The sequence below is a fragment of the Pseudoxanthomonas broegbernensis genome (genome assembly GCF_014202435.1).
Classification (GTDB): domain Bacteria; phylum Pseudomonadota; class Gammaproteobacteria; order Xanthomonadales; family Xanthomonadaceae; genus Pseudoxanthomonas; species Pseudoxanthomonas broegbernensis.
Genome location: NZ_JACHGU010000003.1, coordinates 30,634 through 50,913 on the forward strand (window position 1 = coordinate 30,634; position 20,280 = coordinate 50,913).

At 67.1% G+C, this 20,280-nt stretch carries 20 protein-coding genes, 2 tRNA genes and 2 pseudogenes; 4 read left to right on the forward strand and 20 right to left on the reverse strand.

Features of this window, described 5'->3' with window-relative positions:
- Positions 1-647: 647 nt before the first annotated feature.
- The 12 genes from HNR76_RS07165 to HNR76_RS07215 form a co-directional block, all read right to left on the reverse strand.
- Positions 648-1,178, reverse strand: a complete 531-nt coding sequence (locus HNR76_RS07165; RefSeq protein ID WP_162309442.1) for a phage tail protein — start codon at positions 1,176-1,178, stop codon at positions 648-650.
- A gap of 1 nt (position 1,179) precedes the next feature.
- Positions 1,180-1,290 carry a hypothetical protein gene (locus tag HNR76_RS15660; RefSeq protein ID WP_343059273.1) on the reverse strand — a complete coding sequence of 37 codons (111 nt, stop codon included), beginning with the start codon at positions 1,288-1,290 and terminating at the stop codon, positions 1,180-1,182.
- A gap of 38 nt (positions 1,291-1,328) precedes the next feature.
- The gene (locus tag HNR76_RS07170; RefSeq protein ID WP_211373145.1) at positions 1,329-1,727 is read right to left on the reverse strand and encodes a hypothetical protein; all 399 of its coding nucleotides are present in this window, start codon (positions 1,725-1,727) and stop codon (positions 1,329-1,331) included.
- A 40-nt stretch (positions 1,728-1,767) separates the two neighbouring features.
- Positions 1,768-2,214 (reverse strand): phage tail protein, encoded by a 447-nt coding sequence (locus HNR76_RS07175; protein ID WP_162309443.1) that lies wholly within the window; start codon positions 2,212-2,214, stop codon positions 1,768-1,770.
- A 17-nt stretch (positions 2,215-2,231) separates the two neighbouring features.
- Entirely contained in the window at positions 2,232-3,845 is a 1,614-nt protein-coding gene (locus HNR76_RS15665; protein WP_211373146.1) for a phage tail sheath family protein, read from the reverse strand.
- 132 nt (positions 3,846-3,977) lie between these two features.
- On the reverse strand, positions 3,978-4,571 hold the full coding sequence (locus HNR76_RS07185) for a Pvc16 family protein (protein WP_162309444.1): 594 nt from the start codon (positions 4,569-4,571) through the stop codon (positions 3,978-3,980).
- 89 nt (positions 4,572-4,660) lie between these two features.
- Positions 4,661-5,470, reverse strand: coding sequence for a hypothetical protein (locus tag HNR76_RS07190; protein ID WP_162309445.1), 810 nt, complete (start codon positions 5,468-5,470; stop codon positions 4,661-4,663).
- An 18-nt stretch (positions 5,471-5,488) separates the two neighbouring features.
- Entirely contained in the window at positions 5,489-6,094 is a 606-nt protein-coding gene (locus HNR76_RS07195) for a hypothetical protein (RefSeq protein WP_162309446.1), read from the reverse strand.
- Between the two features lie 2 nt (positions 6,095-6,096).
- On the reverse strand, positions 6,097-6,486 hold the full coding sequence (locus HNR76_RS07200) for a hypothetical protein (RefSeq protein WP_162309447.1): 390 nt from the start codon (positions 6,484-6,486) through the stop codon (positions 6,097-6,099).
- Between the two features lie 117 nt (positions 6,487-6,603).
- The gene (locus tag HNR76_RS07205; protein WP_162309448.1) at positions 6,604-7,080 is read right to left on the reverse strand and encodes a hypothetical protein; all 477 of its coding nucleotides are present in this window, start codon (positions 7,078-7,080) and stop codon (positions 6,604-6,606) included.
- Between the two features lie 824 nt (positions 7,081-7,904).
- Positions 7,905-7,979, reverse strand: a tRNA-Val gene (locus tag HNR76_RS07210).
- A 71-nt stretch (positions 7,980-8,050) separates the two neighbouring features.
- Entirely contained in the window at positions 8,051-8,836 is a 786-nt protein-coding gene (locus HNR76_RS07215; protein ID WP_246429072.1) for an IclR family transcriptional regulator, read from the reverse strand.
- A 168-nt stretch (positions 8,837-9,004) separates the two neighbouring features.
- Here HNR76_RS07215 and fucP point away from each other — a divergent pair, with 168 nt between their 5' ends.
- Positions 9,005-10,309 carry an L-fucose:H+ symporter permease gene (gene fucP, locus HNR76_RS07220; protein WP_162309450.1) on the forward strand — a complete coding sequence of 435 codons (1,305 nt, stop codon included), beginning with the start codon at positions 9,005-9,007 and terminating at the stop codon, positions 10,307-10,309.
- A 330-nt stretch (positions 10,310-10,639) separates the two neighbouring features.
- Here fucP and HNR76_RS07225 read toward each other — a convergent pair whose 3' ends face one another.
- The 8 genes from HNR76_RS07225 to HNR76_RS07260 all read right to left on the reverse strand — a co-directional run bounded on the left by HNR76_RS07225 (position 10,640) and on the right by HNR76_RS07260 (position 18,584).
- On the reverse strand, positions 10,640-11,800 hold the full coding sequence (locus tag HNR76_RS07225; RefSeq protein ID WP_162309451.1) for an alpha-hydroxy acid oxidase: 1,161 nt from the start codon (positions 11,798-11,800) through the stop codon (positions 10,640-10,642).
- Positions 11,801-11,831: 31 nt separating this feature from the next.
- A complete protein-coding gene (locus tag HNR76_RS07230) occupies positions 11,832-13,160 on the reverse strand; it encodes an L-fuconate dehydratase (protein WP_162309452.1) in 1,329 nt (442 codons plus the stop codon).
- Positions 13,157-14,002, reverse strand: a complete 846-nt coding sequence (locus HNR76_RS07235; protein ID WP_162309453.1) for a fumarylacetoacetate hydrolase family protein — start codon at positions 14,000-14,002, stop codon at positions 13,157-13,159. The genes HNR76_RS07230 and HNR76_RS07235 overlap by 4 nt, the downstream gene beginning before the upstream one ends.
- Before the next feature lie 38 nt (positions 14,003-14,040).
- Positions 14,041-14,787, reverse strand: a complete 747-nt coding sequence (locus HNR76_RS07240) for an SDR family oxidoreductase (RefSeq protein WP_162309454.1) — start codon at positions 14,785-14,787, stop codon at positions 14,041-14,043.
- On the reverse strand, positions 14,784-15,635 hold the full coding sequence (locus tag HNR76_RS07245) for an amidohydrolase family protein (protein ID WP_162309455.1): 852 nt from the start codon (positions 15,633-15,635) through the stop codon (positions 14,784-14,786). Before HNR76_RS07245 ends, HNR76_RS07240 begins: the two co-directional genes overlap by 4 nt.
- Complete coding sequence (locus HNR76_RS07250; protein WP_162309456.1) at positions 15,632-16,675, reverse strand: aldo/keto reductase; 1,044 nt, start codon at positions 16,673-16,675, stop codon at positions 15,632-15,634. The genes HNR76_RS07245 and HNR76_RS07250 overlap by 4 nt, the downstream gene beginning before the upstream one ends.
- 82 nt (positions 16,676-16,757) lie before the next feature.
- Positions 16,758-18,395, reverse strand: coding sequence for an FMN-binding glutamate synthase family protein (locus HNR76_RS07255; protein ID WP_162309457.1), 1,638 nt, complete (start codon positions 18,393-18,395; stop codon positions 16,758-16,760).
- Positions 18,396-18,500: 105 nt separating this feature from the next.
- A tRNA-Leu gene (locus tag HNR76_RS07260) sits at positions 18,501-18,584 on the reverse strand.
- 106 nt (positions 18,585-18,690) lie between these two features.
- Here HNR76_RS07260 and HNR76_RS07265 point away from each other — a divergent pair.
- The 3 genes and pseudogenes from HNR76_RS07265 to HNR76_RS07275 all read left to right on the forward strand — a co-directional run.
- Positions 18,691-19,701 (forward strand): LacI family DNA-binding transcriptional regulator, encoded by a 1,011-nt coding sequence (locus HNR76_RS07265; protein WP_162309458.1) that lies wholly within the window; start codon positions 18,691-18,693, stop codon positions 19,699-19,701.
- A gap of 104 nt (positions 19,702-19,805) precedes the next feature.
- Positions 19,806-19,940: pseudogene (locus HNR76_RS07270) on the forward strand (transposase); the annotation flags it as partial.
- Positions 19,934-20,206, forward strand: a pseudogene (locus tag HNR76_RS07275) (DDE-type integrase/transposase/recombinase); the annotation flags it as partial. The pseudogenes HNR76_RS07270 and HNR76_RS07275, both read left to right, overlap by 7 nt.
- Positions 20,207-20,280 lie beyond the last annotated feature (74 nt).

Genomic DNA, 20,280 nt, shown 5'->3' on the forward strand with positions numbered 1-20,280 from the left:
GAATTCCGGACTCCGTAGCCTGCTCGCGCCGCAGGCATGGAACTTCGCCGGTACACGTTCACCGATGCGCCACGGGAACTTCGAATTCCGAAAGCATCCCTTGGTGGGCGAGCACCACTGGCGAACGAGCTCAGCGAGTCAGCGTAGTTCAGACCGAACGTGAGCCAGCGTCCGATCCCGACCTGCATGGCTGAACTTTGCTGGCGCTGAAGCCAACTTGCACCCGCCGATGCGCAGCGGAACCAAAGCGTTGCGGACTCCCCTCGGGATGCCAGATTTGAATTCGTGAAGAAGCCCGGCGCGGCGCAGCTTAGAGCAAACGCCGATGAATTCAACTTTCCGCGCCTGTTTGACGGAGCACGCGCGGGACGACCTGGTCGCACATCCCAACGTTCGTGCGACGTGCCTCGTGACTCGCGCCGCCAAGGTCCTGATGCAAAACGTTCCGCCGCGATGAGACGCCATTGAAGCCGCCAATCGGCGCGATAGTGGATCAGCAATGACGGCGCGGATTGCTCCAGGTAATGAAGCTCCAGCCGAGAGTCCGGAACACCCGTCCACGGGCGATGCGTCAAGAACCGCATGCCCTGCCTGATCGACAGATGCTGCCTTGGTGAAAGCCAGCGACCGGTAAGCTTGCGTAGCATTCAGATCGCTCCGGCTACTGCACCGGCTGTGCCGGCCGCCGCGGCATAGCCCGTGGCGGCCAGGCTCTTCTTGATGCCTTCGTGCGCAAGGACGAAACGCTGGGTTGCCACCAAGGTTTGGCTGGCGTCGAGTGCCGGCCCTTCCCACGAGATCGGCCAGGCGTTGTAGAAGTCGTACCAGACGTAAGGAATGCCCATGTCGTTGAGCATGTAGATCGAGCCATTCCTGCGCTTGATCTGGCCTTGCAAGGTGGACTGGTACCACAGCCATACCGGATCGAGCGCGGTTATGCCGGACTCCAGGGTGATGTCGCTGTAGGTCACCTGTCCGCCCAGCTTGTACTCCTTGTCGTTCACGCCGCCCTCGCGCACGGTGCGCACTTCCATCTTCGATTCCAGGCCACGCACCGAGGTAAAGCCGCCAACCAGGATGCCCTCGACTTCGACGAAGAAGTTGTAGGCCTTGAACGGATCCAGGTGCACGCCCATCCGTTGCGCCGCCGCAGCCGCGGTGTTGACACCGAGTGCCATGTCATTCCCCCAGTTCGATGCCGCGCCGTTCCTGCTCGGCGCTCACCGTCTTGTTGATGCGGCTGATGTGATCGCAGTAACGGCGGCGCTCCTGGTGATCCAGCGACAGCACGTCGTCTAGCGACCAATGAAAGTGGTAGGCAAGGAAGGCTATCTCTGCATAGAGCTGATCGGATGCAGCCGGCCATCTACCCTGCCCACTTCCGCTTTTCCCTGCGGGGCGGCCGCCTCCTCGGCAACGTTGGCACCGGCGCCTTCTACTTGATTGATGCGGTTGTAGTGATCTTGCAGATAAGCGAAATCCGCGGAGAACAGGTCCTCGATGACCCGCGTGCTGATCATGTCCAGCGTGCCCAGCTTCACTACCACACGCGCCAGGACGATGATGGAGAGGTAGGCCGGATTGGCCTGCACGCGGTGATCTTTCAGCGGCAGGATCTCATCGCCGGCGGTAGCCAGCCGCATCACGCCGTTGCGATGCAGGTTGCCGTCCTCGTCGCGGTAGCCGATCGGCAAAGTGAACTCGACTTCCGTACTGATTATGCTCATTGGTGTCCTTCCCCTTGGCAAAATATGGCGCGGCACCACCTTACTTTATGCGGTTCATGTACTCCATCGCCAGCTCCAGCGTTTCCACCATCACATCGCTGCTGCCGGCGTTGAGCCCGCTGGTCTCGTACTTCACCGGCCAGGCGTTGATGATGTTCCAGCGCACCTTTTCGCTGCCGTCGGCATCCATCAATACCAGCGAGATGTTCTTGCGCGCGCCGGGGCTGCCGGAGCCGAGTTGAGATATCTGTTGCTGCCAGTTGTACAGGTCCAGGCCGTCGGTTAGCCCCTTCTTGAGGTTGAGCCGGCCGTAGCTGGTCAGCCCGGACAGGGGACGCTTGTAGTTGGGGTCGGTGCCTTCGCGGTAATCGACGGTCTCGACGTTGACATCCGGCACGCTTGCTTCCGAAAACGCGGCGACTTGAATGCCGGAAATCTCGACGCGGAAGCGGAAGCCGCGGTAGGGGTTGGTCAGTTCGGTAGCCATGCGTTATCGCCTCTTCCTCAGCCGCCCGAATCCGGGCCGGCGGTCTTCTGCGTAATTCGGATGATGACGAACTCGGCCGGGTACACCGGCGCCAGGCCGATGTCGATGTAGAGCTGTCCCAGCATGCGCGTCTCCGGCGGATTATTGGAGGAGTCGCAGGTGACGAAGAACGCTTCCTGTGGTGTGGCGCCGAATAGCGCGCCCTGCTGCCACAAGGTGTTCAGGAAGGCGCTGACATCACGCGTCACTCCGGCCCAGAGCTGTTGGTCGTTGGGTTCGAACACCACCCATTGCAAGCTATTTTTCAGGCTTTGCTCGACGAATATGAAGAGCCTGCGCACGCTCAAGTAGGTCCACTGTGTGTCTTGCGACACGGTGCGGGCGCCATAGATGACGTTTCCGTAGTTGATCAGGTTGCGCAGCGTGTTGATGCCGTTGGGATTGAGCGTATCCTGATCGGCATCGGTGAGCGGCAGCGCAAGCGACACCACCGAACGCATGGCGCCGTCATTTACACCGGCCGGCGATTTCCATACCCCTATCGTGCCGTCGGTGTAGGCGTAGCGCCCCAGGGCCGGTCCTGACGGCGGTATCGGAACATTGCTGTTGCTCAGCGGATTGAAGATCCAAGCCCAGGGATAGTACAGCGTGCCGTAGCTGGAATTGAGCGCCTGGCCGTTCTGCAGCGTGCCGGTTTTGAAAGCGACGATGTTCTGCACGCTCTGTCCGTAAGGCGGGTCAGTGGCGTAGAACAGGCTTCCCATATCCTGACAGAGCGACAGTCCCTGATTGATCATCTGACTCTGTGCGGCGGTATCGGTAACGCCGTTTTTGACAATAGTGACGGTGTCCGGGACGGCCAGCAGGCTCAGGCCCTGGACCGTCTTGAGCGCGTTCATGCCGCTGAGCAGGTCCCAGTTGGACGCCGCACCGCCTTGCAGTTTGGTCGGAGAGGCTGTGTTGTTGGGGCGTTTTCCGTCGGTGGTCTCCACTCGAATAAACATGGAATGGCTATTGATCCGACCGACAAAGCCCGCACCGGCATCGGTAAAACCGTTGAACGACTCCAGCACGTAATAGTTCTGGCCGTTGATGACGGTCGTCGTCAAACCGTTTTGAGTCACGTAGGCGACCAGCATATGCGTCGCCAGCGAAGGATTGGCGCCCGCCGCATCGATCGTCTGGGCTTCGACCACCACCTGCAGGTTGAATACCGGCGACTGGGTGGTCTTGCCACCGCTGGGAGTCGTCGACGTGTTGTTGCTGATGTTGATCAGCAGGCTGTTGCCCCAGTCGCCGGCGCTGGCGGTGTTGATCTTGGTACCGCTGCCGGAAGAAGGGAGCGTGACGGCGGCCACCTTGCCGTTGCCGAGATCGCCGACTCGCACGACGTAGCAGCTGGCGCCGCCCTCCATAAAGAACTCGTAGACCGCCCAGGAGTTCATTCCGAACCAGATCAGGTTGCCGAATTGACGCGTGTAGGCGTTCCAACTGGTAATCAGCGTGGGCGTATTGAAGGGCCCGCTCTCCGTCACGCCGACGAAGGCGGCAACGGAGGTCGGAGCGCCCTGGATGCTCCGGATGCTCGGTATTTCTTCGATATAGATACCGGGATGCAGGTAATTAGCCACGATCCTCTTCCTTGCATGAGTGGGTTCTGCGTTCGGCTCTGTCCGCAAGGGCCTTTGCTCTGGACGATGCAGAAGCGCGGCTTACGACGGCTCGTCGTCCGTACGGCACGCATCTGGCTGTGCTCGCGCGTCTCATGGCTCCTGATCCCGAAAACTGGGCGGCAAGGGCCGGGTATTGGCGATAGACCACTCGGTCTGGGTCACCATGCCGGTCTCGAACGGCTCCCTGGACGGAATGCGCACGGGCGAGGCCAGGTACAGCTTGGTCAGCTTGTATGGCTTACCGCCGAACCCAGCCCACAGGTCGCGTAAGGTGTCGATAGAGGCATCGCGCGGTACGATTTCGATGTGCTCATTGCCGGATTTTCGCAGCCCCGGATGCAACAATGGGCCGCGCAACACCGGGGCATTGTGGAACAGGCGCATCAATTCGTTGGCCAGCACCAATTCAATCGAAGCCGATTTGGCGTATGGCACCATCGCGTAGACCAGATCGACCGCCATCGGCGGCGGCGCAACTTCCACTCGGGGCGGCTGTTGCTGCCGCCTGCTCAGGCCAGGCGGCAGGTTTCGCAACCAGGTGTTGTGCTCGATCTGGTACAGGAATAGCGACAGCTTGTTTTCACCGACCGCCTCGATTTCAGCAGGCGAATCGAATACCACGGCCGATTCGGAGGACAGCAGAGGAATGTGCTCACGCACCAGATTGCGCAGCGATTCGCTCACCCAGCGCACGACTTGGCCGCTGTCACAAGCGGGCGGATTCGTCCGCGGCTGGGCTGGCTCGGCAACTGGCATCTGTCTGGGCAGCCCGACTACAGGGTGAATAACGTATAGGCAGGACTCACCCACTGCGGCTGGCGGGCCCCGACCTGCGCGTACACGGATACAGCCGGGTCGGCGGAAGCCCTCAAGTAGATGTGCTTTAGATCTTCCGGCTGCCAAGCCACGTAGGCAAGCATGACCACGGCGGTGGCACTGCTGCCGCTCTCGGCCCCGCTTTGCATCACGATGCGGTTGTCCGTGTAGGAGAGCATGGACAAGGGAACACTGCCGCCGTCTTTGCTGCCTATCGAGACACCAAGCGCATTTCCATTGGCGGATCCCAGCACCCATGATGCCCCACCCTTGATGCTGGAATCAGTTCCCAGAGCGATGTCCACCTGCGTGCTCGGCTTGAGCCCTTTGATGGTGAAAAGCACGCTGCGGTAACTTGCCGTTGGCACACCGATCACCGCGCTGATTCGGCCATTGCGCCACAAGGCCGGGCGCTGATTGCCCAAGTAGGCCAGCACCACCGCCTCGTTGTTGAGCGTGCAATAGCCAGCTAGGGAGTTGATTCCTTCGTCGACCTCGATAAACAAAGTCAGAGTGAAGCCCATCAGCGACGATGCAGCGCTCGATGTCGTCAGCGACAACAGGTCGTCGTTGAACGAGACGCTCTGCAGACAAGGCGCGGAATCGTACACGCCGTCCGGCAGAACGTTGTAGGAGAAGCCAAGACTGTCGCCGATGCGATGACCCAGCGACCAGCGCACGCCCGGTGTGGTGAAAGTAAGGCTGAGGTTGGAATCACTGGCCACGTTGCTGAACTGCAGCACCACGGGAATCACGTTATTGGGCATGACCCTCGTTCCTCAGGTTCAGAAGTCGATGGCGAAAGCGCTCAAACCGATGAGACTGGTCCGATCGGCGCGGGTCTGCAGGGTTACAGTGGCGCCGGGCGGCAAATCCACGCGTCCGCGCAAATCGGATTGTGCGGTTCGCACGTAAAGCTGCACCTGGATCTCCTGACTGTTGTTGTACGTCTGCACGAAGAACTCCCGTGCATTGATCAAAAAATTGCGCACATACAGGGCAGGATCGCGCGTCGCGGAAAAACTGAGCCCCACCAGGCCCCGGCCCTTGCCTTCACTCCAGACCGCATGCTGATCATCGCGAATGGTGACGAAAACCTTGCTGTTGGCGCGGACGTTTTGCAGCACGACAGTCAACGGCTGGTAGTTCACCCCCGCACCGGGCCGGAACAGGCTGGCAAACAAAGCCTCTTCGCCCAAATACGAGCGAAGATGCTGTCGTTGCTCCGGGGTTAGAGGCGGAGCCTCGCGCACTGCGGCGACGAGCCCGGCGTCTTCTTCCTCGTTTGGTTGCTGTGCTGCAGCAGGCCCCACGTGCGGCGGCGCGATGATGGGCGCTTCGGCCGCAGGATTCGTCCCTCCCGGCACTGACGTTGACCTGGAAGCGGCCATGATTATTGCACCACGGAAATAGTGTTTTGCCCGGGCTTCAACTGCCCACTCGACGAGGTGTTCAGCACCGCGTAGTAGACGTTCATCAGGCCGCCCGGCACTTGCAGATCGAGATTCAAGGTCTCGTTGTTACCCGCATCCGTGAACGTCGCCCAAGCCAGGCCTTGCAGCCCCTGGGCTGCCGAACCTTTGGCGATATTGAAGAACATCAGCTTGTTGGACACACTGAAATTCAATAGCGGCGGCGTATAGCTGTCTTGATACGGCTGCAATTGCACCCGCTCGTTGCTCTGCATCACGAAATTGTTCGTGTCGGCGATCTGAATCTGCACCTGCTGATTGGTGAAGTCTTGCTGGAACTGGAACTTGAATGCGACTTGATAGGTCTGCACGGCCGTCATCCTCCTTGATGTCCATGTCCACGATCAGTCCAATCCGCACGGGCTGGCCGTGCGGATGAACCGCCCCTGCCTCGGGCGTGCTACAAGAGGCGCAGTTGGAAAGCGCGCTTACTTAGGCTGCCACTTGAAGGTGGTCCAGCCGCGCCCCAGCGTCTGCGGAATGCCGCTGTTCAACGAGATGCTGACGGCTACGGTCGAATCTGCGTTCGTGCTCATTTCGAAGCTACTCAAGCCCGACTCGCCAGCCAGGTAGCATTGCAGCACGAAGCTCCACTGATTGCCGCCGCTTCCGCTGGAAGCCGTCTGGAAATAGACGTTGTCCGGCGTCACGTTGATCTGCGACAGAGGCAGAGCACCGCTGGAGGACGTGGAGGTCAGTTGCAGCCCGCTGGTGTTGTCCGACGGCGGACCGGAGCTAAATGCGATCGGATAGAGCGAGTTATCAGACTTAACGTAGATAGTGACGCCCGGCCCAACGGCGGTGCCGGTTACCGTCACATTGGCGGTCATGTACTGGTTGAACTGCGTTGCTCCGGCGCTGGCCCTACTGATCTCGCCAATGATCTCTTGCTCAGTGGTGCTCATGATAGCCCTCTTTTGCTGACTTTCCGTGAGTGATCGGTGTCAAGCCAGACCCGGATTCCGACATCATCGAGTACGAACGACCTTCGGCCTTTGAGACGCAGAAAGCCTTACCGCTTTACGGAACGCGCACGCTCCGGCCGCAGCATGCGTGCTGCACCTGCTTCGTCTATAAACGGAATATCTTGGCCCGCCGCACCGATAAGCACGGACGACCCTGCGTAACGACGCACGGTGCATATCCCGGCCAACTCTCGCCCCCTAAGCCATATCCAAGGCCAACTTGACTTCCCTGTCCATCGCCCACCATCGATGGCGCGGCGAGAACATTTTTATCCCATCATGTTTTGCGTTAAAACCGTGTGTACGGCATGCATGGTCACCCGGCGTGCCGGCCAAGCCATGCGGCCAATGGCCACCGCCACCCGAACGAAGTGCCTAGGTCACTCCACAGGCTGTTCTTCGAATCTGAAATGCAGTTTCGTGAAACGAAATCACAAAATCGGGACGGCTCTTTGCGACCGATTCGCCTCGCGTGCTTCCATCGGCAATCCGCAGGGGCTCATGGGGGCACGGGGCAGACCGCGCACTGGCGGGAAGGGGCGATGATGCCCTCATCAGTTTTCGGATCGGTCAACAAACCCCAGTGGTGCGCGGCGCTTGCAGCAATGCCTCGCCGGTGTCGTAGACCGCGCTAGCCAGATCCGGCTGCTGAGGGCGCGTAGGCCAATGGTGAGGAGCCGAGGGTTACCCGAGACTCCGGAACCAGTACTCTTCAGAAAACGACAAAGACCACCCGGAAAGGTGGTCTAAGTCGTTGAAGTATCTGGTGGGCGGTGCAGGGATCGAACCTGCGACCCTTGCCGTGTGAAGGCAATGCTCTACCGCTGAGCTAACCGCCCGATCCGCACCGGCCGGTGCGGGCTGCGCATGTTAATGGGGCGTGGCGATCCGGTCAACGCCGGTGGCAGCCTCAATCGTGGCCGCCGTAGGTCAGCGCCCGCGAGATGGCCGCGGCCGCCTCGCGCAGCGGGGCCAGCGCCGCCGTCGCCCTGGAGCGGGCATTGCTGGTTTCCAGGAACGGCACGGTCAGGGCGCAGACCGCATGGTCGTGCCGCAGCACGGGGGCAGACAGGTCGACCACGCCATGGACCACGTCGCTGGCTGCGCTGGCGTAGCCGTCGGCGCGCGCCTGCTCGGTGCGCTTGCGGAAGGCGTCGGCGTCCAGGCCCGGTTCGGCCTCGCGCAGCAGGGCCAGCCAGCGCTCGCGGATGGCCGGGCCCTGGAAGGCGAACAGGACCACGCCCGAGGTGGAGTGCGCCATCGGCCGGCGGTGGCCGACCCGGACCACCAGCCCGATCTCGCCAGGCGCGTCCACCCGCGCCACCACCACGATCTCCTCGCGCGAGGTCACGCTCAGGTGGCAGGGCTGCTGGATGGCGTCGGCCAGGCGATGCATCACCGGCAGCGCGGCTTCCATCATGCCCTTCACCGGCGGCTGCTCCATGCCCAGCATGAACAGCCGGTGGGTCAGCGCATAGCCGCTCTCGCCGGTGGCGCGGGCGATGTAGCCGCGGTCCTCCAGCACCTGCAGCATGCGGAAGATCTCGCCCTTGGAACGGCCCATGCCCTCGGAGATCTCGGCCATGCTCAGGGGCGCCGGCGACCGGGCGAGCAGTTCCAGGATGTCCAGGCCCTTCTCCAGGGCCGGTGCCCGATACTTGGCCGTCGGTGCGTCGGCGTATTCGGAACTGGCCAGAACCCTCTCCTCTCGATGTTGCCGGCTAAGGCATAAAGACGATGCGTCGAGGATAGCCACCCCGGCGCCCGGGGCACATATAAAACATATTTCCATATTTGATATAACCCCCTCGACCTCCGTATCCTCGGCCAGGACATCGCTGCGGCGGACCTTGGGAGGGGTGGCATGCAGGAGAGCGTGGTCGCGGCGCGTACGCGCATCGCCCGTGCCGCACGCGCGGCCGTGATTCCGCTGGCGTTGATCGTCAGCCTGTTCTTCCTGTGGGGCGTGGCCAACAGCCTCAACGACATCCTCATCAAGCAGTTCAAGAAGGCCTTCGAGCTGTCCGACTTCCAGGCCGGGCTGGTGCAGAGCGCTTTCTACCTGGGCTACTTCGTGTTCGCGCTGCCCGCGGGCATGTTCATGCGCCGCTACGGCTACAAGGGCGCGGTCGTGGCCGGGCTGGCGCTGTACGCCGCCGGCGCCTTCCTGTTCTGGCCGGCGGCCAGCGTGCATACCTACGGCATGTTCCTGCTGGCGCTGTTCGTGCTGGCCAGCGGCCTGGCCTTCCTGGAGACCTCGGCCAACCCGCTGATGACCGTGCTCGGCCCGCCCGAGGGCGCGGCACGCAGGCTCAACCTGGCCCAGGCGTTCAACCCGCTGGGGGCGATCACCGGGGTGCTGGTCGGGCGGCACTTCATCCTGTCGGGGGTGGAGCACACGCCCGCGCAACTGGCGGCGATGGCGCCAGCCGCGCGCGAGGCCTACCTGGCCTCGGAATCGGCGGCGGTGCAGGTGCCCTACCTGGTGATCGGCCTGGTGGTGTGCCTGTGGGCGGTGCTGGTGCTGCTGGCGCGATTCCCGCGCACGCGGGCCGACGCGGATGCTGCCGCGTCCACCGCCATGCAGGGCGGCCCGGCCACCACCCTGCGCCGGCTGCTGGGCAACGGCCGCTTCGTGTTCTCCGTGGCCGCGCAGTTCTTCTACGTGGGCGCGCAGGTGTGCGTGTGGAGCTTCCTGATCCGCTATGCGCAGGACAGCGTGCCGGGGATGCCGGAGAAGACCGCCGCCGACTACCTCACCGTCTCGCTGGTGCTGTTCATGATCGGCCGCTTCGCCGGCACCGCGCTGCTGCGCAAGGTGGCCGCGGCGCCGCTGCTGGCCGCCTTCGCCGCGGCCAACGTGCCGCTGGCCGCCCTCGCCGTCCTCGTGCCCGGGATGACGGGGCTGTACGCCATGGTCGCGCTGAGCTTCTTCATGTCGGTGATGTTCCCGACCATCTTTGCCCTGGGCCTGGAGGGGCTGGGCGACGACGCACGCAAGCTGGGCGCCTCGCTGCTGGTGATGTCCATCGTCGGCGGTGCGGCGCTGACCGCGCTGATGGGCCTGGTGTCGGACCTGGCCGGCATCCACAAGGCGGTGGCGGTGCCGCTGGGCTGCTTTGCCGTGATCCTGGCATTCGCATTGCGCGCGCGGCGGCGGGGCCGGTAGCGCGTGCGGGCCGGTTTTCTTCCGGGGTCCGCCGGCAACGAAATCCAAGCTCCTAACACCTGCGAAGACGCGTCAGTGCCGGGGCAGCGCGGCAAGCGGGCCATGGATGGCCCGCGACCCCGAGTGCGGGCTGGATGCCCGCCCGAGGGGAGCGCGACACCCCGGCACTGGCGCGGCTCCTTCCGAAGCCGACGCAACCCAATCCAGCAGCCCCCAGCCGCAGCCCACGCAGATGCCGCTCGGCCGGACGATGGCGTGGCGGTCGCGCCGTCCGTTGCCTTCGCTGCCCTGGGTCGCCCTTTGTTGCCTTGGCCTGTTGCGGGAAGGCGATCACGCCAGCCACGGGCTGCCGTCGGCCTTCAGCAGGATATCCGGGCCGATCCGCCGCGCGTCGGTCTGGCCGGTCAGGGCCATGCTCACGTCCAGCTCGCGGCGGATGATGTCGATGGCGTAGTCGACGCCGGCCTCGCCCATCGCACCCAGGCCGTAGAGGAAGGCCTTGCCGATCAGCGCGCCGCGCGCGCCCAGGGCCAACGCCTTGAGCAGCGACTGGCCACTGGTCACGCCGCCGTCGAACATGACCTCGCAGCGCCCGCCCACCGCCTCGACCACGCGCGGCAGCATGTGGATGCTGGCCGGCGCACCGTCGAGCTGGCGGCCGCCGTGGTTGGAGACGACGAGGGCGTCCACCCCATGCTCGGCGGCCAGGCGCGCGTCCTCCGGGTCGAGGATGCCCTTGAGCACCAGCTTTCCCGGCCACAATGCTCGGATCCACTCCAGGTCGCTCCAGTTCAACGTGGGATCGAACTGGCGGGCGATCCACTGCGCCAGCGTGCTCAGGCTGTCGCCGCCGATGCGCCCGTGCAGGTTGCCGAAGGAGCGGCCGGGCGCGCGCAGCACGCTCCAGGCCCAGCGCGGCTTGCCGGCGATGTCCAGCAGGTTGTGCAAAGTCAGCCTCGGCGGCACCGTCAGCCCGTTCTTGATCTCGCGGTGGCGCTGGCCCTGCACGGTGAGATCGGCGGTGAGCATCAGCACCGGGCATCGCGCGTCGGCGGCGCGCTGGATCAGCTCGCGGGCGAAGCCGCGGTCGCGCATCACGTATACCTGAAACCAGAACGGCTCGGGCGAGGCGGCGCGCACCTGCTCGATCGAGCAGATCGACATCGTGCTCAGGCAGAACGGCACCCCGGCACGCGCCGCGGCGCGCGCGCCGAGGATCTCGCCGGCACCGTGCTGCAACCCGGTCAGACCGGTGGGCGCGATGGCCAGCGGCAGCGAGGCCGGCTGGCCGGCCAGGGTGGTGGCCAGCGTGCGCCGGTCCACGTCGATCATCACCCGCTGGCGCAGGCGGATCGCCTCCAGCGCGGCGCGGTTGTCGCGCAGGGTCGTCTCGTCGTAGGCGCCGCGGTCGGCGTACTCGAAGAAGGCGCGCGGCACCCGGCGCTTCGCCAGCCGGCGCAGGTCCTCGACGCAGGTGATCGGCTCGGCCATGGAATCCTCCCGCGGGCCGTGGCCCGGCTTGTCAGGTGCCCACGCGGGCCGGCAGCGGTGCGTCCGCCTCGCGCCAGGCGCGGCCGCCGGGGAACAGGTGGTCGCGCACCGAGTCCTCGCGCATGCGCGCGGAGAATCCCGGCGCGGTCGGCGCCCGGTAGCGGCCGCGCTCGATCCGCACCGGGTCGTCGAAGTGCTGGTGCAGGTGGTCGACGAACTCGATGGCGCGGTCCTCCTTGGCCGCGCTGATGGCCACGAAGTCGGCCATCGCCAGGTGCTGGACCAGCTCGCACAGGCCCACCCCGCCCGCATGCGGGAACACGCGCACGCCGAACTTGGCCGCCAGCAGCAGGATCGCCAGGTTCTCGTTGACCCCGCCCACCCTCGCCGCGTCGATCTGCACCAGGTCCACCGCACCGGCCTGGAACAACTGCTTGAACATCACCCGGTTGTGGGCGTGCTCGCCGGTGGATACCGGCACCGGCGCGATGCCGCGGCGGATGGCCGCGTGGCCGAGGATGTCGTCCGGGCTGGTCGGCTCCTCGATCCAGGCGATGCCGAACGGCGCCAGCGCGCGCATCCATTCGATCGCCGGGCCCACGTCCCAGCGCTGGTTGGCGTCCACCGCCAGCGCCACGTCCGGGCCGATCGCCTGGCGGGCGATGCGGCAGCGGCGCACGTCGTCGTCGAGGCTGGCGCCGACCTTGATCTTGATGGTGCGGAAACCCGCGTCCACCGCCTCGCGCGCGAGCCGCGCCAGCTTCTCGTCCGGATAGCCCAGCCAGCCCGGCGACGTGGTGTAGGCCGGGTAGCCTTCCTCCAGCAGTTGCGCGGTGCGCGCCGCCCTGCCCGGCTCGGCCCGGCGCAGGATGTCCAGTGCCTCCTGGCGGGTGAGCGCGTCGCCGAGGTAGCGGTAGTCGACCAGGTCGGCGATCCGCTCCGGCGCCATCTCCGCGATCAGGCGCCACACCGGCTTGCCGGCGCGGCGCGCGGCCAGGTCCCAGGCGGCGTTGACCACCGCGCCGATGGCCATGTGCATCACGCCCTTTTCCGGGCCGAGCCAGCGCAGTTGCGAATCGTCGGTGAGCGCGCGCGCGAAGCCGCCCAGGTCGGCGGCCAGCGCGTCCACCCGGCGGCCGACCACGTGCGGGGCCAGTGCGGCCAGCGCGGCGGCCTGCACGTCGTTGCCGCGGCCGATGGTGAACACCAGGCCGTGGCCGCTCAGGCCCGGGTCGTCGGTGCGCAGGACCACGTAGGCCGCCGAATAGTCCGGGTCCGGGTTCATCGCATCCGAGCCATCCAGCATCCGCGAGGTCGGGAAGCGGACGTCGAAAGTATCCAGCGCGACGATCCGGGTCACGGGCATGCCACCACGCGCTGCCGCTGCCGGCCCAGGCCGGCGATCTGCAGCTCCATCACGTCGCCGGGCTTCAGGTACACCGGCGGCTTCTGCCCCAGGCCCACGCCCGGCGGGGTGCCGGTGCTGATGATGTCGCCCGGGTGCAAGCTCATGTAGCGGCTGATGTAGCTGACCAGCTCGGCCACGCCGAACACCATGGTACGGGTGTTGCCGTCCTGGTAGCGGTAACCGTTGACGGCGAGCGACATCGCCAGGTCCTGCGGGTCGGGCACCTCGTCGCGGGTGACCAGCCACGGGCCGATGGGGCCGAAGGTGTCGCAGCTTTTGCCCTTCACCCACTGCCCGCCGTGCTCGAGCTGGAACTCGCGCTCGGACAGGTCGTTGACCACCAGGTAGCCGGCCACGTGCTCCAGCGCGCGCTCCACCGGCACGTCGCGGGCGAGGTCGCCGATCACCACGCCCAGTTCCACTTCCCAGTCGCTCTTGACCGAGCCGCGCGGCAGCACCACGTCGTCGTCGGGGCCGCAGATGGCGCTGGTGGCCTTCATGAACAGGATCGGCTGCTCGGGCACCGCCGCGCCGGTCTCGGCGGCATGGTCGGAATAGTTCAGGCCCACGCAGATGAACTTGCCCACCCGGCCGACGGCCGCGCCATGGCGCGGCCGTCCCGCGGCCTGCGGCAGCGACTCGGCATCCAGCGCGCGCAGCCGCGCCAGGCCGGCGGCGGTGAGGACATCGCCGGCGATGTCCTCGACCACGCCGCCCAGGTCGCGGATGCGACCGGCGGCGTCCAGCATTCCCGGACGTTCGCGTCCCGGCTCTCCATAGCGCAGCAGCTTCATGCGGATTTCCTCGAAGGTACGTCTTGCATTTCAGGGGATCAGTTGGTCCAGCCGCCGTCGACGACGTGGATCTGGCCGGTGGTGAAGGCCGATTCGTCCGAAGCCAGGTAGACCAGCAGCGCGGCGATCTCCTCCGGCCGGCCCAGCCGGCCCATCGGCTGGCGCTGGGCGAAGGCGCGCCATACCGCGTCCTCGTCGCCGCCCAGCGCAGCCACCCGCGCGGCCAGCGAGGGCGTGCGCACGGTGCCCGGGCAGATCGCGTTGCAGCGCACGCCATCGCCCACGTGGTCGGCGGCGATCGCCTTGGTCAGGCCGATCACCGCCGCTTTGCTGGCGCCATAGGCGAAGCGGTTGGCCACGCCCTTGATGCTGGAGGCCACCGAGGACATGTTGACGATGCTGCCGCTGCCGCGGGCGACCATCCCCGGCAGCAGGGCGCGGCACAGGCGGTACATGGCATCGACGTTGATGTCGAAGGTGCGCCGCCAGGCGTCCTCGCCGCATTCCAGGATGCCGCCCTGGTGGACGTAGCCGGCGCAGTTGAACAGCACGTCGACGTGCGGATGCGCGGCGGCCAGCGCGGCGATGGCCGCCGCGTCGGTGACGTCCAGCACGGCCGTGGCGATGGCCGGCCGCTCGTCGCGGAGGGAGGCCAGCGCGGCGGTATCGATGTCCGCCGCCAGCACGCGCGCGCCTTCGGCCGCGCAGGCCAGCGCGCTGGCGCGGCCGATGCCGGCGCCGGCGGCGGTGATCAGCACGGACTTGTCCCACAGGCGTCCGCTCACGCGCGTTCCCTTTCTTCAAGCCGATACAGCGCCCGCGCGTTGCCGGCGAACACCGCCCGCTCCGCACCCGGCGCGTGGCGCCTCACCAGCCCGGTGGCCAGCCGCAGCCAGCCGGCGTAGTCGCCGGCCAGGTTCAGCACCGGCCAGTCGCTGCCCCACAGCACGCGCTGCGGCCCGAAGCAGGCGAACACGTGCTCCACCCATGGCGACAGGTCCTCGATGCCGGCGCCGGCCGGGGCCTGGGTGAGCAGGCCGGACAACTTGCAGTACGCGCCGGTGTCGCGCGCCAGCGCGGCCACGCCTGCCCTCCAGGCCGGATCTTCGCCGGCGGCGATGTCCGGCTTGCCGCAATGGTCCAGCACCGCGCGCAAGTGCGGATGCCTCAGCAGGCGGGTGCGCGCGGCGGCCAGGTGCGACGGCCGCGCCAGGATGTCCAGCACCAGGCCGTGCGCGGCCATCGCCTCGAAGGCCGCATCCAGGGCCGGGCGCGCCACCCAGTCCGGGTCGTCGAGGTCCTGCAGCATCGGGCGCAGGCCCAGCAGGCGGCCTCCGGCGCGCGCCGCCAGCGCCCCGATCCGCGCCGGCGCATCGCCGGCTTCCAGGTCCACCCAGCCGACCACGCCGGCAACGGTCGGTTCCTCGCTGGCGATGCGCAGCAGTTCCTCGGTCTCCGCCTCGGTCGGCGCGGCCTGCACCAGGACCGTGGCAGCCACGTCGTGCGCGGCCAGCAGCGGGCGCAGGTCCGAGGGCTGCCAGTTCCGGTAGAGCACGTCCATCGCCGGCGTCAGCCAGCCGTAGTCGCCGCGCGCCGGGCGCCAGTAGTGCTGGTGGGCGTCGAGCCTGTTCATGCCGGCACCGCCACGCCGCCGGCGATCAGGCCGGCCTGGCGCAATGCGTCCCACAGCGCCGCCGGCACCGGGACGCGCATGCGCCGCAGCGCGCACTGCGCCTCGGCGGCGCTGCGCATGCCGGCGACCACGCCCGCCACCGCCGGGTGCGCCAGCGGGAACTGCAGCGCCGCCGTGCCCGGTTCCAGGCCATGGCCGGCGCAGATGTCGTAGGCCTGGCGGGCGCGGGCCAGCATGCCGGCGCCGACCGGGCGGTAGTCGTAGGTGTCGCCGGGCCGTTGCGGGTCGGCCAGCAGGCCGGAGTTGTAGGGCCCGGCCGCGTACACGGCCACGCCGCGGTACAGCGCCTGTTCCAGCAGGCGCGCCGAGCCGGCCTGCTCCAGCACGGTGTAGCGGCCGGCCAGCAGGATGCAATCCAGCGGGAAGCGCTCCATCACCTCCAGGCACACCGCTTCCTCGTTCACGCCCAGGCCGATCGCGGTGCAGGCGCCGGCGGCCTTCAGTTCGGCCATCGCCGGCAGCGCTTCGGCCAGCGCCTGGCGCAGTACGTCCGGGTGGCGCCGGCCATGGGTATCGTGGCCGATGTCGTGCAACAGCAGCGCTCCGACCCGCTCCACTCCCAGCCGCTGCAGGCTGCCCTCGAACGAGCGCAGCACGCCGTCGCGGCTGTAGTCGAACACCGCGCGGCGCCCGGCCACGGCGAAGCCGTCGCTTCCCGGCGCGGCGGAGGCGTCGTCCTCGATGCGGCGGCCGACCTTGGTCGACAGGTACAGATCGCCCAGGTCGCGGCCGGCCAGCGCGCGCCCCAGCCGCTGCTCGCTCAGGCCGTAGCCGTAGAACGGCGCGGTGTCGAAATGACGGACGCCGGCCTCCCACGCGGCCTGGACCGCGGCCCGCGCATCGGCCTCGGTTACCGGTGCATAGAGATTGCCGATGGGCGCCCCGCCGAAGCCGAGCCGGGCCACCCGCGCGGCCGCCGGTACGGACGCACGCTGCCCTTCTTCCCCGTTCTGGGCAGCCTCCTTCGCGATGACCCCCATTGCGCCCCTCGCCACGCCTCCGTTTCTCTAATGAAATTTACGTGCATATATAAGACAAGCAAGCTGCAGTGCAACATCGCCCTCAGCTCAGCTTGCTGCGGCGCAATGCATCCACCCGCCCGGGCGGCAGGAAGGCGTCGGACCGGGCCTCGGCCCAGAACGCCTGGAATACCGCGTGGTCGGGAATGCCCCGCAGCAGCTCCCCCGGCCGCAGGTAGCGATACAGGGCGGCCAGCGAGCGGATCTCCACCGGGGACACCCGGCGCAGAACGTGCTCAGGCCCCAGCTCCGATGGATGCGACAGCCCGGCCGCGCACAGCAGGTCGCGCAGCGCGCGCAGGGTGTTGGCGTGGTACTGGTGCACGCGGGTGGCCTTGTCGGCCGGGTCCAGGTGCTTCCAGCGCCGCGGATCCTGGGTGGCGATCCCGGTGGGGCAGCGGTCGGTATGGCAGCTCAGCGACTGGATGCAGCCCAGCGCGAACATGAAGCCGCGCCCGGCGTTGCACCAGTCCGCGCCCATCGCCAGCGTGCGCGCCATGTCGAAGGCGCTGGTGATCTTGCCGGCCGCGGCCACGCGCACCCGGTCGCGCAGCTCCAGCCCGACCAGGGTGTTGTGCACCAGCAGCAGCGCCTCGTGCATCGGCACGCCGATGTGGTCCATGAACTCGGCCGGCGCCGCGCCGGTGCCGCCCTCAGCGCCGTCGACCACGATGAAGTCCGGCAACAGGCCCGGCTCCCGCGAGGCGCTCTCGCTCATGGCCTTGGCGATGCCGAACCATTCCCAGGGATGGCCGATGGCCAGCTTGAAGCCCACCGGCTTGCCGCCGGACAGCTCGCGCAGGCGGGCGACGAACCGCAGCAGGCCCAGCGGCGTGTCGAACGCCGAGTGCCGGGCCGGGGACACGCAGTCCACGCCCATCGGCACGCCGCGGGTGACCGAGATCTCGGTGCTGACCTTGGCCGCCGGCAGTACCCCGCCGTGGCCGGGCTTGGCGCCCTGCGAGAGCTTGACCTCGATCATCCGCACCTGCGGCCGCGCGGCCTGTTCGGCGAAGCGCGCCGGGTCGAAGCGGCCGTCGGCGTCGCGGCAGCCGAAATAGCCCGAGCCGAGCTCCCAGACCAGGTCGCCGCCGTGCTCCAGGTGGTAGGGCGAGATCGAGCCTTCGCCGGTGTCGTGGTAGAAACCGCCGCGGCGCGCGCCCGCGTTGAGCGCGCGGATCGCGTTGGCCGACAGCGAGCCGAAGCTCATCGCCGAGATGTTGAACACGCTGGCCGAATACGGCTGCGCGGCATCGGCGCCGATCGTCACCCGGAAGTCGTGGTCCTCGACCTGGGCGGGCGCCAGCGAATGGTTGATCCATTCGTAGTCCACCGCGTAGGTGTCCTGCAGCGTGCCGAACGGGACCACGTCCATCACGCCCTTGGCGCGGCGGTACACCAGCGACCGCTGCTGGCGCGAGAACGGCGCCTCGGCGGTGTCGCTCTCGATGAAGTACTGCCGCACTTCCGGCCCGACCGATTCCAGCCCGTAGCGGAAATGGGCCAGGATCGGATAGTTGCGGCGCAAGGTGCTGCGCCGCTGCAGCAGGTCCCAGGTGCCCAGCGCCACCATCGCGCCAGCGACCGCCGCGCCCCATCCCCACTGCGGCCAGCGCAGCGCGAGCGGCAGGGAGACAAGCAGCAACAGCCAACTGGCGGCATAGGCGAGGTATCGACTCATGGGTCCTCCCGGGCGGCGCGGATGCCGGCCAGTCTAGCCGCCGCCCGATGCCGCCCGGACGCCCCGCCGTCCAGAGGGACCACATGAAAACGCGCGCCGCGAGAATGCCCGGGGCGGGGCTCGAACCCGCATACCCTTTCGGGTGGGGGATTTTAAGTCCCCTGTGTCTGCCAGTTTCACCACCCGGGCGGAGGCGACGGCGCCGCCATTGTGCCACCGGCGCGCGCACGGCCGCGCATTGCTAGAATGCCGCCGGTCCCGAGGGATGTCCGGCGGGCAGCGGAGAAGCCAAGGCATGCGCGCCAGAATCGAGGATGTCGCCGCGGCAGCGGGCGTGTCCATCAAGACCGTCTCGCGCGTGTTCAACCGCGAGCCCAACGTCCGCGAGGAGACCCGGCTCAAGGTCGAGGAAGCCGCGCGCCAGCTCAAGTACCGGCCCAATTCCTCCGCGCGCAGCCTGGCCGGCCGCCGCTCGTACCTGATCTCGCTGCTATACGACAACCCCTCGCCGAACTACGTCATGGAAGTCATCGAGGGCGTGCTGGCGGCCTGCGAGCAGGCGCACTACGGGCTGACCCTGCGCCCGATAGACTTCAGCCGCCGCGGCCACGTGGAATCGGTGGAGACGCTGATCGCCCAGTACCGCCCCGACGGCCTGGTGCTCACCCCGCCGCTGACCGACGACGGCCCGCTGCTGCGGCGCCTGCGCGAAATGGACGTGCGCTACGCGACCATCTCGGCCAAGCGCGACAACGCCGGCATCGGCGCCACCCTGGACGAGCGCGCGGCCGTGGCGGACATGACCGCCCACGTGGCCTCGCTGGGGCACCGGCGCATCGGCCACATCACCGGCCACCGCAGCCATGGCGCGCGGGTCTGGCGCCTGGCCGGCTACCTGGACGGCCTGCGCCGGTCCGGGATCGAGGCCGACCCGGAGCTGGTGGTGGAGGGCGAATTCTCGTTCGAGTCCGGCATCGCCGGCGCGCGCCGCCTGCTGGACATGGACGACCCGCCCACCGCGATCTTCGGCGCCAACGACGACACCGCCTGCGGCGTGCTGTACGAAGCGGCCGCGCGCGGCCTGAAGGTGCCCGAGCACCTGTCGGTGTTCGGCTTCGACGACACCCCGATGTCGCGCCAGGTCTGGCCCAGCCTGAGCACGGTGCGCCAGCCCAGCCGCGAGATGGGCCGCATCGCCGCCCAGCAACTGCTCAATGCCATCGCCGGCCACGACCCGGCGCGGATGGTACGCGTCCCCTACCAGTTGCAGATCCGCCATTCGACCGGACCGGTGCCGCAAGGCTGAGCGGCAGCGTGGAGCGCGCCGGAGCCGTGACTTCCTCCCTGTAATTTGGACCATCCAGAAGTAGAGGATTCGGCGACACTCCGCCCCGAGGAGGGCCCGTCGCCATGAAGAAGTCGAAGTTCACCGAAGAGCAGATCGCGTTTGCCCTGAAGCAGGCCCAGAGCGGCACGACCGTGGAGGAGATCTGCCGCAAGATGGGCATCAGCCAAGCCACGTTCTATGCCTGGCGCAAGTCGTGGACAACTTCACCAAGGAGAGCCTAGCCATCGAAGTCGACCAGCAACTCAAGGGCGAGGACGTCGTGGCGGTCATGGAACGGCTCAGGCACCCACGTGGGGTGCCGCAGCGGATCCAGACGGACAATGGCAGCGAGTTCATCTCGATCACGATGGATCGCTGGGCCTACGACCACGGCGTGACCATGGACTATTCCCGCCCGAGCAAGCCCACCGACAATCCGTTCATCGAGTCGTTCAACGGCAGCTTCAGGGACGAATGCCTCGATCGGCGACGTCCCGCCCGCCGAGCTCGCCGCCCGATTCACCCCCCAACCCAAGGCCGAATTTTCCAGTTCTGCTC